We start from the raw sequence: 14,803 nt of genomic DNA, 5'->3' as shown, positions 1-14,803 counted from the left end.
AGACTTCGACGTCGGAGAAGTCGTGTGCGGCTAGATCTGCTGGACGAATGAAGCAGTAGAGCGTTCCGTAATCCCCTCACCCCATACCGATTTCGGGATCCCGCAGGCGGCACCGCTTCGCGGGTGTGAACCTTCTCGGGGATGTACCCCAACGCTCCCGACCGCCCCTCGGTATCGCCGAAGACCGAGATCTGCCCGGACGTAGTGAGTTTCAGGTCAAGGGGTGGTAGCCCGGCGAAGGCTATGGTGGCGGCGTGCTCGTAGTGGCCGTGATCGTCCCCTGGCCAGGCGTATTCGTCTGGTAGCTAGGGGATCCCGCCGAAATATCCGATGACCTGAGAAATGGTGGTCAAGGCGAATCGGCGGGAGTCATATGGTGGCTATTTGATCATCAAACGCCACCATATGACTCCCGTCGATTTCACCGATCGGTGTCGAGGTGCTTGATCAGGGCGTCGAAGGTCGGTGCGTCCGGCCAGGTCGGGGTCAGGACTCCGACCCGCGACCACCCCACTTCCGGTAGGCCGCGTACGCGCGATCGTTGTCAGGCTCGACGAGCAGCGCCGCTCGGCGCTCAGGACGACCGCACAGCAACTCGTCGTGCAGTGGAGCAGTTCCTGACCTCGAAGAACAAGTGGCACAAGCGTTCTGCCGAACGCATCGTGCGTTACGACGAGAGCTGATCGACCCGGACGCGGTTGCCGCAACGGCTACTGCCAGATGCGCCGCTGCGCCGAGAACGCCTCCAACTGACCAGTAATTACCGCACCGTGCTCGACTCGATAGGGCTCCAGCACGCTCAACGCCGTGCCTTCAGCGTGTTCGAGGTGTACCTCGATCCCGTCTCCACCCGTCTCGGGTAACCGCACGTCCACTACCAGTGCCGCCGCACGGATATCCGCACGCATCCCGACCACCGCTCGCACGTTGAGTTCCTGCGCGCGCTGAGCAGACCCAGTCCCCGCCGCGACGACCTCGGTCGCACCCGAACGGTCGACCACCAGGGCGAACGGATAGAATTCGCCGCGCTCCGACAGCCGTTGCTCCGCCATGGTCAACGCCGAATCCAACAACCCGTCGAGATCGCCCTGAGCTGCCTCCGACGCGGTGTCCCGCCACGAGACCAATTTGCTCCACTCCCCTCGAAGCCGTCCGACAGCCGCCTGGAACGCTACCGCACTTCGAGCTTCGGGCAGCAGTCTGACTAGAGCGGTCACAGGAGCACAGGCCCTGCCGATGATCACAATTTTCACCTCGTAGTGCATCGGAATCTCCCTCCCGTCGAATGGGGACAAGGTGCCTCGATCCATGGAGGCCGAGTCGGCGGTGGCTTACACCTGAAGTGGTCCCGCGAGCTCAGGGAATATCCGGCGAGTCCCGGTGCGCGGGACTCCCTCGCTGCCTACCGTCTAGGTATGCGCCTGATTCCGATCCTCGCGGCCGTCTCCACGGCGGCCTTGCTCGTCACGGGCTGCGCGAACGACACCGAGGCGGAGTCGCAGGGCGTCTCGGAGGCCCGGCTGCATGCCGTGCAGGAGGACATCGATCGGTTGGTCGAGGCGGGCGTCACCGGGGCGATCGCCACGGTCACCGAGAACGGTGAGACCGAAGTCCGGACCGCCGGGGTGGCCGATCTCGGCACCGCAGCGCCGATTCCCGTGCAGCCTCCGCAGCGGACTCGAGTCGGCAGCATCACCAAGTCGTTCACCAGTGCGGTGGTGCTGCAACTCGTCGCGGAGGGGAAAGTTCGTCTCGACGAGCCGATCGACACCTACTTGCCCGGTCTGCTGCGCGGCGACGGTATCGACGGCCGCGCCATCACGGTGCGGCAGATTCTGCGCCACCAGAGCGGACTGCCCGATTTCGCCGAGGACCCGCGCGCCAACGAGTACCGCGCGGGTGTGGAGAACCGGACGATGACGCCCGACGACGGCATCGCGATGGTCAACAGCGCGGGGGCGGTGTTCGCGCCGGGCGAGCGCTACCAGTACAGCAATACGAACTACCTGGTCGCCGGGATGCTGATCGAGCGGGTCACGGGCGCGTCGTACGCCGAGGAGCTGGATCGGCGCATCCTGAAACCCCTCGGACTCACCGACACGTACCTGCCGGGACCGGGTGAACGCGATATCCGCGGCCCGCACCCAGAGGGTTACGCCACCTTGGACGGCGTCGTCACGGACGTCTCACGCATCGAACCGTCCATCCCGTGGGCGGCGGGCGCGCTGGTGTCCTCGGGCGCGGACCTGAATCGCTTCTACGGCGCGCTGCTGGCCGGGCGGGTGCTGGCCGCCGCCGAACTCGAGCAGATGCGGGCCGGGGTGCCCATCTACCCGGGGTTGGGGATGGTCTACGGCCTCGGGCTCGGCTCGACCCGGCTGCCGTGCGGAGCGGAGTACGTCGGACACGCCGGTGGCATCCACGGCTACTACACGGTGTCCGGCGCGACCGTCGACGGACGCGCGGTCACCGTCGCGTTGACGAAGAAGCCCGAGACCGAGCCCGACGTGATCGGCATGCTGGAACACGCGCTGTGCCCGTGAGCGCAGCGGGGTGACTATCACCCACATCGCGCCGCGGCCGTGCGCATTCCTACATCTCAGACGAGGTTCTTCTCCCTGCGGATCCTGCGGCGCAGGTCGGCCATCAGCGCGAGGCTGCCGCCGTGCCGCAGGAACCGGGGAATGAACCGGTTGACGAAACCGACGAACACGAACAGGTGCTCGAAGCGGCGCTGATCGGCCGCAGTCCACGCCAGCCGCATCTGGTCACGGAAGTACGGCGCGAGAAAGCCGATCGTCAAGAACTTCAACAGGTTCCGGAACGGCAGCCGCAGATACCAGTGGATCATGCGCAGGTTCAGCAGATCGTCGACATAGGAGCGCACGAAGTCGTCCAGGACGGCCTGGTGGCACGCCTCGTTCCAGTAGATGTCGAACTCGGCGCGCGTCTTGGGCCACATGTCCTCGGTGACCTGCAACGTGGTACCGAGTGTCGAGGACGAGGCGTAGAAGGCCTCGGCCTGCTCGTCGTTCATCTTGCCTTGCAGCAGCTGGTAGGTGTCCTCGAAACCGATGTACAGGCATGCGGCGACCCACAATTGGAGATTGCGGTCGAAGGCGTTGTACTTCACCGCGGCGCCCGGCTCGGACCGCACGTGGCGGTGCACCGCGTTCACCGCCTCCCGGTAGGCCATGCGCTCCTCGTCGGTGCCGAGGATGGCCACCGCCAGGTACTGGGTGGTGGTGCGGGCCCGCTTCCACGGGTGCTTCATGAGCGCGCCGCTCTCCACCTTGCTCTCCGCGACACCGTAACCGACACCGGGCCTTGCCATTTGCATCGCGACGTTGGCGGCGGCGCCCGCGAAGGACCAGAAGTCCAGTGCGTCGGACAGTTTGATCGGCCGCTTGGTGAACGGGCGGTGCGCGGAGCTGATGGGAATGCGCGTCTGCTCCTTGGTCAGTGGCGCCGGTTCGTTCTCGTAGGGGGGCTGGGCGACCGCGGTCATGGGATTCCTTCCGTTGTCTTCCTGAGCGGCCGGGCCAGGCGCGCGAGTCGCGCGACCGTGAATCGCCCGGCGCCGAACAGGAATCCAGCGAGGAAGAGCCAGCCGAGGAACTCGAAGACTGTCATCTCCACGCTGAGAAACCTGTTGAGTGCTTTCATCGTTCGACCACCCGGAGGTCGATGCGGAGCGGGCACGCCCACGCTCGCCGGCGGCGAGGACCGCTGCCACCCTGGCGCGCTGTGTGCGGGCGGCAAGACGGAAGGAAACGAGGAACCGAGGGTCGTCGCCGCGACCGGGTTGCTCGTCATCGAACATCTCCTGCTCCAGGGCGAGACCGCCCCTCCGTCGATTATGTTACCCGCAATTCTGCATGGCAAGTGTGAAGGATGTCCTGGTTTTCGCGGTATTTTTCCTGTGCAGATCGGGGCAAGTGTCGTGCTGTTCTACAGCAGATTGCGAGCCTGGCGGGCGTATCGCAGCCGTGGCGCCCGCAGCGCGAAGCCGGTGCGTGATAGCGACGGCCTAGGGCGTCGACGCGCTCGTGCCCGAAGTGGATGACTGAGCGCAGATCTCGGCCGCTGTTGGCGATGTTGATCATTCCGCCGACGGTGCGCCGCTTGTGTTCCCAGAGCCGGTTCCATGCGTGCTCGCGGAGCGTAGTGGCTATCGCGGGGTGCAGCACTTGGAGCGCGACCGCCCGCGGCAGCGTCGGGGCGAAGCGTCGATCGCCGAGGTGGCGCCGCTGTACGTTGCTTGTGTCGAGCACCTGCGCCTCCCTGCCTTCCTGGCGGGCTATCGCCCGTCCCGCATCAGAACGCTCGATAACTTATTCACGTGTCGACGGGTCGTCAATCGGGCGACTGGCCCGAATGCTTCGGGATCACGTTCCTGGGAATCTGTCCAAAACGCTTCCGTGAAGCTGTGAATCGTGCGTAACATACGGGCCATGCCGGACCGGATGTACGCGGTCGGGCGCCCCCCGCGATCTCCTTCGCCGTGCGCGGGCGCCGCGAGCAGGTTCGGCCGGTGCAGGAAAGGATGTGGCGTACATGCTCCAGAAGCTGGATCGAATATTCAGCTACGAGATGAAGGTCTCCGAGTTCCTCGGAACCTTGATCATTCTCGGAATCCCCTACGGGCTGGTGGGAGTCGTCTGGACGTTGACCCACACGAGTCATCTCCGCGATATGCACGGCATCGACGTGGTCATCTCGTTCCTCGGGTCGATCGTGTGCTGGCCGGTGCTCACCTTCTCGAATGTGTGCATGACCTGATGATGATCCTGGTGTGGCTCATCGACGTCTTGGTGATCGGCGTCAAGATCCTCGGTGGGCGGATGAAAGTGAATCCGGTTCTGCGCTACGGACTGTGGCTCGCCGTGCTCAGCGCCGTCGTGGCCGGCGTCGCCGCGCTCGGCTACGGGTTGGTGGCGTTGCAGCACTTCCTCAGCGAACCGGCCTGATCGGCACGTGCTCGGGCTGGTGTCTGGCGAGCATGTGACTTCGTGGAAACTTGTTCGAGCCGGAAGTGTCTGATATGGGCACCGGAATGCGCCGATAACCTTGGGATATTTGCAGGTTACCTACTCGTTCTCCAGTTCGTGTCGGCTTCCTCATCGAGACGCTGCGTCTCGATGTTGTTGAGAATTCCTATTCACATGTGACTTGTGTCGCGCGCGTGAGCTATGCGACACTGCACACGCTCCGCGCCCTCGAGGGGGTCACCGTTACCGGTCGGCGAAGTGAGCGAGATGAAGGCCGAGAAAGGACTCGGGCAGCGTGACAACCATCGAACGACCTCCGGGTCGGATCGAACCGGAGCGAGATCCGGAACGCACCGACCTGGAGCGAGCCGTCGACGATCTGAAGGGTCTGTGGCGGCGTCATCCGCAGCGGTCGCTGGAAACCCTTGGCAGGCAAGTGATGCTGGGCCGGGACGCGGTGATCGAGCTGTTCCGGGCGATCGCCGCCCGCCGCTTCCCGTATCACGAGTTCATCCGGCAGTGCGCGTTCATGTCGAGCGTCTCCGCGGCGCCGACCGTGCTGGTCGCGATTCCGATCGCGGTCGTGGTGTCCCTTCAGGTGGGCGCGCTGGTCAATCAGGTCGGCGCGACGACGTTCATCGGCGCGGTCGCCGGACTCGGCATCATCCGCCAGGGAGCGCCGCTGGTCACCTCGCTGATGATCGCGGGCGCGGTCGGCTCGGCGATCTGCGCCGACCTCGGCTCGCGCACCATCCGCGAGGAGATCGACGCCATGATGGTGATGGGCGTGAATCCGGTGCGCCGCCTTGTCGCGCCGCGCCTGGTGGCGGCGGTGCTGGTGAGCATGCTGCTGTGCGGGTTCATCGTGTTCGTCGGCTTCGCGACGGCCTACATGTTCAACGTCTACGCCCAGTCCGGGACGCCGGGTTCGTTCATCGGCTCGTTCGCGTCCTTCGCGGTGGCCAACGACCTCATCGTCGCGTTGGTGAAGGCGGCCATCTTCGGCGCGCTCACCGCGATCATCGCCTGTGACATCGGGCTGCACGCCAAGGGCGGGCCCGGCGGCGTGGCGAACGCGGTGAACTCCGCGGTCGTCACCTCGGCGCTGATGCTCTTCGCCACCAACATCATTCTCACCCAGTTGTACAACACGCTGTTCCCGACGAAGGTGATCTGAGGTGGGCACGAAGTACACCCCGCCCGCCCTGAAGCCGTTCCGGGCGGTCGGTGCCGTTGCCGCGGTGCCCTATCGGGCGAACCAGCGGCTCGGCCACCAGGCCATCACGTTCTTCCAGGCGCTGGCCGCGATTCCCTTCGTGCTGAAGCACTATCGCAAGGAAGTGCTGCGGCTGACCGCCGATGTCGGCTGGGGCAACGGCTCGCTGGTCGTCGGCGGCGGAACTGTCGGTGTGGTGATCATCCTCTGCGCGTTCGGCGGCATCACCGTCGGCATGGAGTCGTTCACCGCACTGAACCTGCTCACCATGGGCCCGCTGACCGGCGCGATCTCCGGCTTCGCCACCACGCGCGAGCTGGCCCCGATCCTGGCGACGCTGGCCTTCGCCATCCAGGCCGGGTGCCGGTTCACCGCGCAGCTTGGTTCCATGCGGATCGCCGAGGAGATCGACGCGCTGGAATCCATTGCCATCCGGCCGCTTCCGTACCTGGTGAGCACCAGAATGATCGCCGCGACGCTGACCATCATCCCGCTGTACACGGTGGGTCTGGCCACGGCGTACCTGGCCACCAAGCTCTCGGTGCTCTTCCTCGGCGGCACCTCGGCGGGCACCTACGACCACTACTTCTTCCAATTCCTCATCGGGACAGATGTCTTCTTCTCGCTGCTCAAAGTCGTCGTCTTCGTACTGCTCGCGACGTTCATCCAGTGCTACTACGGTTATGTCGCCTCGGGCGGGCCGGAGGGCGTCGGCGTCGCGGCCGGACAGGCCATCAAGATGGTGATCGTCGTGATGGTCTTCGCGAATCTTGTTCTGACGCTGGCTATCTGGGGAATAGACCCCGGCTTCCGGATCTCGGGGTAGGGGGCGGCATGCTTCTCGATCCCAGTGGCCGCGGGCCTACTGCCCGCCAGCTCTCCCTGGCCGGCCTGGCGATGCTGACAGCCACCGCGCTGCTGCTCGGCCTGCTGATGCTGCGCTACAACGGCTACTTCGAGGACAAGGTCCGGGTGACCGCCGAGCTCACCAGCACCGGCGACGGACTGCCCGAGCACGCCGACGTGAAATTCCGCGGCATGGTGGTCGGCACCGTGGCGGGCGTCGAGGTGGTCGCCAAGGGGGAGCGGCAGCGCGCCGAGATCCACTTGAAGCCCGCTGTCGCGCCGACGATTCCGGCAGCCGTCACGGCCAGGGTGGTGCCGAACAACCTGTTCGGCGTCACCGCGATCGAGCTGGTGGACAACGGTTCGGCGGGCGCGAAACTGGCTGCCGGGGCTGTGATCCCGGAAGACACCAGCACCTCGACCATGCAGTTGCAGACCACCCTCACCGTGCTGCGCGATGTGCTCGACAACATTCAGCCCGAGAAGCTCGGACGGGTGCTGGCGACGCTCGCCGCGGCGCTCGATCCCGGTGCGCGCGTGCCGGGTTCGACGATCGAGCGGCTCGATCTCTGGGTCAGCGAGATGCGTGCCGTCCCCGGCGTCGGCGAGCTGCTCGGCGACCTCGGGCGGGCGACAACGGAGCTGAGCAAGTCGGCGCCGGACCTGGTCGGCGTGCTCGCCGAATCGGTGACCGCTGCCCACACCCTCACCGAGCGCCGCGACAATCTTGTCGCCCTGCTCGCCAACGCGAGCAACACCATCGACTCGGTCAACTCGCTGTTCGCTCGAAACCCGGATGCGGCAAAACATCTCGTCCCAGGCCTCGACGAGCTGTTCGGCAGCCTGGCACAGGACGCGCAGGCCATCCCGGACACCGCGCGCAACCTCAACGCCTCGCTGGAGAAGTTGGCCACGGTGTTCCACTTCGGGCCGAGTCGCCAGATGGTGTGGGCGATGGACGTCACTTTCACGCCCTTCCAGCAGTACACGGCCGAGGACTGCCCGACCTACGGTTCGATGTCCGGTCCCCGCTGCGGTGGTCCGACGGTGCCGGAAGTCGCGCCGGACCAAGAGTTTCCGGTGCAGCTGCAACCGCGCTGGCTGGACGCCGCGGGACCCCGGCCGACGCTGGCGCTGCCGGGAGCCGAAGTGGCGCCCGTCATTCCGGGGCTACCTGGCCTGCCTGCGATTCCCGGGCTGCCCGTCATTCCAGGAATCACCGCCCCCGCCGCGGTCACCCCGGCGGCGCGTCCGATCGCGGGCGGGCGCGGGCACGCCGGTGTCGCCGCGATCGTCGGTGGCCAACCGACCGCCGCTCAGCTCCTGCTGCTGACGCCGCTGCTTGCGGGTGGGTCGGTGACCGTCTACGACACCGCGCCGACGGAACGGGGCAAGTGAGATGAAATCCGGAAAAGCCCTCGCGGGCTTCAGTTTCTTCGCCGTGTTGGCCATCGCGCTGACCTACACCATCTGGTCGACCTTGCAGCGCTCGGTGCCCGGTGACACGCACGCCTATTCCGCGACCTTCTCCGACGTGATGGGCGTACGGGTCGGTGACGACGTGCGGATGGCGGGCGTGCGGGTCGGCCGCGTCGATCGGATCGATTTCGACGACGACTACAAGGCCGTCATCGATTTCCGCATCCAGGACAGGCAGCGGTTGACCACGACGACCAAAGCCCTTGTGCGGTACCAGAACCTCATCGGTCAGCGCTATATCGCGCTCGTCCCCGGCAAAGAAGAAGGCGAGGCGCTGCGTCCGGGCGGCCACATCTCGCTGGACAATACCGAGCCGTCCTTCGACGTCTCAGCGCTGCTCTCCGGTTTCGAGCCGCTGTTCAGCGTTTTGCAGCCCGATCAGGTGAACTCGCTGTCGGAGACGCTGATTCAGGCATTGCAGGGCGACGGCGTCTCGCTGAGCACGCTGATCACCCAGGCCGCCGATCTGGCAGGCACATTTGGTCAGCGCGACCGCATCCTCGGCGACGTGATCACCAACCTGAGCAGCGTGATCAGTGGATTGGTCAACCGTTCGGGCGAATTGGAGACGCTCATCGCCCAGTCCAGAGCGCTGGTGGAGGCGCTCTACGCCGAGGGCGAGTCGCTGAAGCAGTCCGTCGAACTGGTGGCCGAGTCGACCGATTCCCTGGTCTCGCTGATCGCACAGGTGCAGCCCGACCTGGCCGAGGCGCAGGACGACGCGACCACCGGCATCGCCATGCTGCTGCTCAACGGCGCCGCGCTCGACAAGGCCGCCGTGCAGTTCCCCGATCTCCTCAACGCCTTGGCCCGCTTCACCAGCTACGGCACGTACGGCAACGCCTACATCTGCCGGTTGGACGTCTCACTGTGGGGCGTGCTGCTCCCGCCGGGGCTGTTCTCGCAGGTCGGCGGCAATTCCCAATCGGAGGTCTGCCGATGATGGCGCGGATTCGGTTGCCGAAGTATTCGCAGAACCGCTACCTCTGGCTCGGCGTGATCGCGGCGGCCTTCGTGGCGCTGCTGCTGGTCGGCTCGAGTGTGGTGTCCGAGGCGCGGCTGGCGGACAAGACGATCAAGGCCGAGTTCGCCCAGGCGGCGGGGCTGCGGCCGGGTGCGACCGTCGACGTCTCCGGTATCGAGGTCGGTCAGGTGCGCGCGGTCCGGCTGGTCGGCGACAAGGTGGTGGTGGACCTGCGGGTGCGCCGTGACCTGCGGCTCGGGCCCGACGCGCGTGCCGCGCTCGAGATGTCGACAATCCTCGGACGGCTGCACGTCGAACTCACTCCTGGAGATGGAAAAGGTCTGCCGGACAACGTCATCCGGCTGTCGAACACATCCGTGCCGTACAACCTCGGCAAGGTGATCCAGGACCCGCAGTACAAGTCCTCCTTCGAACGGATCGAGCGCATCGACCCGGGCAAGCTGCGCCAGGCGCTGGACGTGCTCGATCAGCAGATGGGCGACTCGCCCCAGCTGACCGTCGCCGCGCTGGACAGCATCGGCGCGCTGGCCAAGGTGATCAACGACCGCCGCGACGAGGTGGACGCGCTGCTGAAGAGCATGGATCAGGTCTCGCAGCTGGTCGCCGACAACCAGAACAGCGTGCTGCTGCTGCTCACCCGCGGCGAGGCGATCGGCAACGCGGTGGCGTTGCGGCAGGACCTGCTGCGGCAGCTGCTCGACAACGTGGCGGCGCTGTCGGCGCTGTTGCGGGAGATGGGCATCGAGAACAACGGCCAGCTCGGCCCGCTCATCCAGAACCTGAACACCATGACCGAGGGACTGGAGAAGAACCGGGAGAACCTGGACCGGCTGTACGAGATCATGCCGGTCGCGGTGCGGCAGTTCAACAACGCGCTGGGCAACGGGCCGTACGGCGAGGTCTGGGCGCCGTGGATCTTCCCGGACAACTGGCTTTGTTTCGCACAAGCGGTACCGGGGTGCAACTGATGACGATTCGTGGAGTCTCGAAGCTGGTCGCGGTGTGTCTGGCCGCGGCCGTGGGCACCGGCTGTTCGCTGCTGCCCGAGAGCGTGAGTTCGCTGCCAGACCAGTACCTGGGTGAACACCTCAGGATCAGTGCGGATTTCGAGAACGTCGCCGGTCTCTACGCGGGAAACGAGGTGGCGATTCTCGGTGTTCCGGTGGGCCGCGTCGACACGGTCACCGCGCGCGGCAGCTACGTCGAAGTCACCATGTCCATCGACAAGGACGTGCAGGTGCCCGCCGACGCCATCGCGGCGCTGGTCTCGCCGCAGCTGATCACCAATCGGCACGTGGAGCTGGCCCCCGCCTACACCGGCGACGGGCCGACGCTCGCCGACGGCGCGCACATTCCGCTCGCCCGCACCAGGACACCGGTCGAATTGGACCGGATCCTGGAGAATTTCGATCAGCTGGGCGCTGCGTTGAAGGGTGACAGCGAGAACGGGCCGATGGCGAGCCGGGTGCTGTTCCCGCTGCTCGAGGGCAACGGCGACCGGCTGCGGGAGACGCTGGATGCGCTCTCCTCGGCTTTCGAGGTGACCTTCGCCAACGGGGATCAGATCGCCAACACCATCGTCAAGCTCAACGAAATCACCCAGGTGATCGCCTCCAACGACCAGACGGTACGCGACTTCAGCGGCAGGCTCACCGAATTGGTGCAGTTGATGGGCGAGCAGTCGCCCGGTCTGCACGCGGTGCTCACCCAGCTCGACGATTTCGTGAACAACACCTCGACGGTGGTCGGACAGAACCAGGATCAGCTGGCCGGCGCGCTGACCCGCTTCGTGGCGATCACCGAGCAGATGCGTGCCAACGCGCGTCAGCTCACCGAGATCGTCGACGTCACACCGCTGTTCTTCCAGAACATCAGCAACTCGATGAGCCGCGAGCACCGTGCCGTACGACTGCACGGCCTGCTCGACAAGATCGTGCTGGACGGCGAGGCGCTCGCACTGTTCTGCGAGCGGATTCAGCTGCGACTCGACGGCTGCCGAACCGGGAAGATTCAGGACATGGGACCGGATTTCGGTCTCACCGCCGCACTGCTGGGGATCGCTGAATGAGGACGAAGGCGGTGCTGCGACGCACCATCGCGGCCGGGCTGGTCGCCGCGAGCATCGGCACGACGACCGGCTGCGCGATCACCGTGGACAATGTCCCGCTGCCCAAACCTGGCATCGGCGCGCCCGGTTACAAGATCAACGCCGCGTTCCGCGACGCGCTCAATCTGCCCGATCGCGCGCACGTGAAAATCGGCGGCACCGACATCGGCGTTGTCACCGGCATCAGCACCACGAACTTCGTCGCCGAAGTGGAAATGGAGATCCGCGAGGACATCCGGCTGCCGCGCGGCACCACTGCGGAGCTACGGCAGGCCACCCCGCTCGGCGACATCTTCGTCGCCATGACGCTGCCCGCCGCGCGGGACGGCGCGGAGATGATGCGTCCCGGCGACACCATCGGCACCGAGCACACCTCGGCGGGCGCCTCGGTGGAGCAGTTGATGGTCTCGATCTCCATGCTGCTCAACGGCGGCGGCCTCAATCAGGCCGCCAAGATCACCTCCGAGATGAATTCGATGTTCGCCGGGCGAGCGCCGCAGCTCTCGCATCTGCTGATCGAATTGAGCAGCGCCATCGACGCACTCAACCGCAGGACAGCGGACATCGACAGCGTGCTGTCCGGCGTCAATGTGCTCACCGGCGAATTGGCAGCGCGCAAGGCCGAACTCGGCGAGGCGGCCGACACCTTCCCCGCACTGCTCGGCCTGTTCGCCGAGAACAACAGGGACATTTCGGCATTGATCAGCAAGGTGTCGGTGACCATGTCCGCACTCGGCGATTTCACCGACACCACGGGCCCCGAGTTCGTGAGCCTGTTCGACAGCATTCAGCGGCTGATGTCCGGATTCACCCAGATGGGCGACGAGCTCGGCCAGGCGCTCGAGCGCTTCGATCAGATGTATCCCTCGATCATGGCCTCCTTCGACGGGCCGAATCTGTCTGTCGCGGCGACCGTTTCGTATCTGAGCGTGGGCGCGCTGACCGATCCGCGCGGCAGCCGGTGGCCGGAAGTGGGCGATGTGCCCGCCTTCATCGGCAGCCTCGCGCAGGTCATCGAGAAGGTGATCGGCAGGCTGACCAGCCCGCCGCATACGGAGGGCGGCCGATGAACATCCCACTCTGGAATTATCTGGTCCGCAAGCGAATAGCGGTCGCCAATATCGGCCTCGTGCTCGTGCTGATCCTCGGCTCGGCATATCTGGGCGCGCAGGTGCTGCGCTTCAACCCGCTGCCGAACACCTACCTCGTCACCGTGGAATTGCAGACCTCGGGCGGATTGCTGGCCAACAACGACGTCACCTTCCGCGGCACCAGGGTCGGGCGGGTGCGCGAGGTCAGGGTCGCGGACATCGGGATCGCGGCCGTCGCCGAAATCCAGTCCTCGGCGCGCATTCCCGTCGGCGGCGCCGTCGCGGTCGGCCGCCTGTCCGCGGCAGGGGAGCAGTACCTGGATTTCCGGCCCGACTCCGACACCGGACCGTATCTCGGCGACGGTGACGTGGTGGCTATGTCGCAGACCAAGGCCCCGGTCTCGGTGCAATCGGTGCTCGCGAACGTGAGCGGCATGATCGGCGGCATGAACCCGCAGCGGCTCACCGCCATCGTCGACGAGCTGGACAAGGCGCTGGCGGGCGGCCCGGATCGGTTGCGCAACATGATCTCCGGCATCAGCAGGGCCATGGCAGGCCTGACCGATCTGCTGCCGCAGACCAGGCAGCTGATCGAGAACCTCGAGATCATCGCGGAGACCACCTCGCACGCCCAGCCCGATCTGACGACGCTCACCACCGGCGCGGGCGCGCTGTTCGAGCAGCTGACCGCCGCCGACCAGGAGGTCAGGCGCTTCCTCGACCTCGCGCCGGGGCAGCTGGCGACGCTGGGCGGCTTCGTCACCGAGACCGAGGACCCCGTGACCAATCTGGTGACGAACTTCGTGGCCATCACCAAATCGGCGAAGCTGCGGCAGCCTGCCATCGCCGCGCTGTTCCCCGCGCTGCGCGAAGGCGCCGAGGCGATCGGCATCCCGGCGCACGACGGCGCCTTCCACACTCTCGTCGACCCATGGCCGCGGCCGACCTGCGACTACGAGACCATCCCGGTCGTCCCGACGTTGGCAACCACCGACAGCAGGGTGCGGCTCTACAACTACTGCGTCACGAACAACCCGGCGCTCCAGGTGCGCGGTTCGGCGAACGCGCCGCGGCCGAATGTGCCCGACAACGGGTCCGGACCGCCGCCCGGCGTGACCGGTAACGAACTGTCCCGTCCCGCTCCCGGGCGATAGGAAGGAAATGCCATGAGTGACAACGATGTCGACACCGGCGCCGCGTCCGTCGCGGGGGGCGACACGGCGGGGGTAGTGGATGAGGCCGCGGATGTGAAGCCAGCCGCCGGGGACGACGAGGCAAAGGCGGCGGCGTCCACCGATGCGGCCGCTGACCCGAAACCAGTTGTGGCGAATGGTGAGGTGAAGGCCGCGGTGTCCAGCGGTGCGGCCGCGGCCGTCGCCGACGCGAAACCGGCTGCGACGGAGGACGAGGTGAAGGCAGTGCCGCCAACGGATGTGGCCGCCGACGCGAATCCAGTTGCGGCGGAACGCGAGGTGAAGGCTGCGGTGTCGACCGGTCCTGCCGCCGCAGATGCCGACACGAAACAGGCTGCGGCGGGCAACAATTGGCGCGATTGGCTGCGCATTCCCTGCGGCCCCAAGGGAATTGTCGCGGCTCGCGCCGCGGTGGCCGTTCTGCTCGGCGCCGCGGTCGCCTCGACCGGCTACTACTTCGTGCAGAACCGGCACAACGAGGCGCTGCTGGAAGCCCACGAGGAGGCAAAGGCGGCCGCCTGCGCGTACGCGCCGGTGCTCGCGAACTACGACGCGAAGAATCTCGACGCCTATTTCGCCGCGGTGCTCGACGGCGCGACCGGCGATTGGAAGAAGCAGTTCGACGACACCAGCCGCGAGCTGAAAGAGGTGCTGACGCAGGGCGAGGTGGTCTCCAAGACCAACGACGTGCAGTGCGCGGTGAAGAGCGGTGACGAGACCTCCGCGGAGGCGATCGTGGTGATCGGTCAGACCATTACCAGCGTCGGCACCCAGGGCAAGCCCGCGCCCGGTCAGCTGTCCATGGTGATGCGGATGGCGAAGGTAGACGGCAAATGGCTGGTGAACAAGGTGAATTCACCGCTGGTCCCCGCGCCGCAACAGTAGCGCTTCATCT

Annotated in this window: 15 protein-coding genes; 12 read left to right on the top strand and 3 right to left on the bottom strand. The window is 66.2% G+C overall.

Translation table 11 applies throughout. The features are described 5' to 3' along the window. Positions 1-710 precede the first annotated feature (710 nt). Positions 711-1,265 carry a hypothetical protein gene (locus tag AB0H50_RS28600; RefSeq protein ID WP_357458508.1) on the bottom strand — a complete coding sequence of 185 codons (555 nt, stop codon included), beginning with the start codon at positions 1,263-1,265 and terminating at the stop codon, positions 711-713. 150 nt (positions 1,266-1,415) lie between these two features. Here AB0H50_RS28600 and AB0H50_RS28595 point away from each other — a divergent pair, with 150 nt between their 5' ends. Continuing rightward, complete coding sequence (locus tag AB0H50_RS28595; protein WP_357458506.1) at positions 1,416-2,543, top strand: serine hydrolase domain-containing protein; 1,128 nt, start codon at positions 1,416-1,418, stop codon at positions 2,541-2,543. Between the two features lie 56 nt (positions 2,544-2,599). Here AB0H50_RS28595 and AB0H50_RS28590 read toward each other — a convergent pair whose 3' ends face one another. Continuing rightward, entirely contained in the window at positions 2,600-3,508 is a 909-nt protein-coding gene (locus AB0H50_RS28590) for an oxygenase MpaB family protein (protein ID WP_357458504.1), read from the bottom strand. After that, positions 3,505-3,666, bottom strand: coding sequence for a hypothetical protein (locus AB0H50_RS28585; RefSeq protein WP_357458502.1), 162 nt, complete (start codon positions 3,664-3,666; stop codon positions 3,505-3,507). The genes AB0H50_RS28590 and AB0H50_RS28585 overlap by 4 nt, the downstream gene beginning before the upstream one ends. Positions 3,667-4,557: 891 nt before the next feature. On the opposite strand from AB0H50_RS28585, the gene AB0H50_RS28580 reads away from it, so the two are divergent. The 11 genes from AB0H50_RS28580 (at position 4,558) to AB0H50_RS28530 (ending at position 14,793) form a co-directional block, all read left to right on the top strand. Beyond that, positions 4,558-4,782, top strand: a complete 225-nt coding sequence (locus AB0H50_RS28580) for a hypothetical protein (RefSeq protein WP_357458867.1) — start codon at positions 4,558-4,560, stop codon at positions 4,780-4,782. Further along, positions 4,782-4,970, top strand: coding sequence for a hypothetical protein (locus tag AB0H50_RS28575; protein ID WP_357458864.1), 189 nt, complete (start codon positions 4,782-4,784; stop codon positions 4,968-4,970). The genes AB0H50_RS28580 and AB0H50_RS28575 overlap by 1 nt, the downstream gene beginning before the upstream one ends. A gap of 379 nt (positions 4,971-5,349) precedes the next feature. Further along, a complete protein-coding gene (locus tag AB0H50_RS28570) occupies positions 5,350-6,168 on the top strand; it encodes an ABC transporter permease (RefSeq protein ID WP_357458862.1) in 819 nt (272 codons plus the stop codon). A 1-nt stretch (position 6,169) separates the two neighbouring features. Continuing rightward, a complete protein-coding gene (locus tag AB0H50_RS28565) occupies positions 6,170-7,033 on the top strand; it encodes an ABC transporter permease (RefSeq protein ID WP_357458500.1) in 864 nt (287 codons plus the stop codon). A gap of 8 nt (positions 7,034-7,041) precedes the next feature. Then, positions 7,042-8,451 (top strand): MCE family protein, encoded by a 1,410-nt coding sequence (locus AB0H50_RS28560; protein ID WP_357458498.1) that lies wholly within the window; start codon positions 7,042-7,044, stop codon positions 8,449-8,451. A 1-nt stretch (position 8,452) separates the two neighbouring features. Next, on the top strand, positions 8,453-9,475 hold the full coding sequence (locus AB0H50_RS28555) for an MlaD family protein (RefSeq protein WP_357458495.1): 1,023 nt from the start codon (positions 8,453-8,455) through the stop codon (positions 9,473-9,475). Then, on the top strand, positions 9,475-10,485 hold the full coding sequence (locus AB0H50_RS28550) for an MCE family protein (protein ID WP_357458859.1): 1,011 nt from the start codon (positions 9,475-9,477) through the stop codon (positions 10,483-10,485). Before AB0H50_RS28555 ends, AB0H50_RS28550 begins: the two co-directional genes overlap by 1 nt. Continuing rightward, entirely contained in the window at positions 10,485-11,585 is a 1,101-nt protein-coding gene (locus AB0H50_RS28545; RefSeq protein WP_357458493.1) for an MCE family protein, read from the top strand. The genes AB0H50_RS28550 and AB0H50_RS28545 overlap by 1 nt, the downstream gene beginning before the upstream one ends. Further along, the gene (locus AB0H50_RS28540; RefSeq protein WP_357458490.1) at positions 11,582-12,694 is read left to right on the top strand and encodes an MCE family protein; all 1,113 of its coding nucleotides are present in this window, start codon (positions 11,582-11,584) and stop codon (positions 12,692-12,694) included. The genes AB0H50_RS28545 and AB0H50_RS28540 overlap by 4 nt, the downstream gene beginning before the upstream one ends. Then, positions 12,691-13,869: an MCE family protein gene (locus tag AB0H50_RS28535; protein ID WP_357458488.1), complete on the top strand. Its 1,179-nt coding sequence runs from the start codon at positions 12,691-12,693 to the stop codon at positions 13,867-13,869. Before AB0H50_RS28540 ends, AB0H50_RS28535 begins: the two co-directional genes overlap by 4 nt. Before the next feature lie 12 nt (positions 13,870-13,881). Then, a complete protein-coding gene (locus AB0H50_RS28530) occupies positions 13,882-14,793 on the top strand; it encodes a hypothetical protein (RefSeq protein ID WP_357458486.1) in 912 nt (303 codons plus the stop codon). Positions 14,794-14,803: the final 10 nt, after the last annotated feature.

Source organism: Nocardia sp. NPDC050793 (assembly GCF_040654065.1).
Taxonomy (GTDB): Bacteria; Actinomycetota; Actinomycetes; order Mycobacteriales; family Mycobacteriaceae; genus Nocardia.
The sequence above is the reverse complement of the archived record's forward strand: the minus strand, read 5'-3'. Positions and strand labels throughout refer to the sequence as shown.

Bases quoted from the DNA above. Each gene is read 5' to 3' on its own strand.
- AB0H50_RS28600 (WP_357458508.1), bottom strand. From the start codon at position 1,265: ATGCACTACGAGGTGAAAATTGTGATCATCGGCAGGGCCTGTGCTCCT.
- AB0H50_RS28595 (WP_357458506.1), top strand. From the start codon at position 1,416: ATGCGCCTGATTCCGATCCTCGCGGCCGTCTCCACGGCGGCCTTGCTC.
- AB0H50_RS28590 (WP_357458504.1), bottom strand. From the start codon at position 3,508: ATGACCGCGGTCGCCCAGCCCCCCTACGAGAACGAACCGGCGCCACTG.
- AB0H50_RS28585 (WP_357458502.1), bottom strand. From the start codon at position 3,666: ATGAAAGCACTCAACAGGTTTCTCAGCGTGGAGATGACAGTCTTCGAG.
- AB0H50_RS28580 (WP_357458867.1), top strand. From the start codon at position 4,558: ATGCTCCAGAAGCTGGATCGAATATTCAGCTACGAGATGAAGGTCTCC.
- AB0H50_RS28575 (WP_357458864.1), top strand. From the start codon at position 4,782: ATGATGATCCTGGTGTGGCTCATCGACGTCTTGGTGATCGGCGTCAAG.
- AB0H50_RS28560 (WP_357458498.1), top strand. From the start codon at position 7,042: ATGCTTCTCGATCCCAGTGGCCGCGGGCCTACTGCCCGCCAGCTCTCC.
- AB0H50_RS28555 (WP_357458495.1), top strand. From the start codon at position 8,453: ATGAAATCCGGAAAAGCCCTCGCGGGCTTCAGTTTCTTCGCCGTGTTG.
- AB0H50_RS28550 (WP_357458859.1), top strand. From the start codon at position 9,475: ATGGCGCGGATTCGGTTGCCGAAGTATTCGCAGAACCGCTACCTCTGG.
- AB0H50_RS28545 (WP_357458493.1), top strand. From the start codon at position 10,485: ATGACGATTCGTGGAGTCTCGAAGCTGGTCGCGGTGTGTCTGGCCGCG.
- AB0H50_RS28540 (WP_357458490.1), top strand. From the start codon at position 11,582: ATGAGGACGAAGGCGGTGCTGCGACGCACCATCGCGGCCGGGCTGGTC.
- AB0H50_RS28535 (WP_357458488.1), top strand. From the start codon at position 12,691: ATGAACATCCCACTCTGGAATTATCTGGTCCGCAAGCGAATAGCGGTC.
- AB0H50_RS28530 (WP_357458486.1), top strand. From the start codon at position 13,882: ATGAGTGACAACGATGTCGACACCGGCGCCGCGTCCGTCGCGGGGGGC.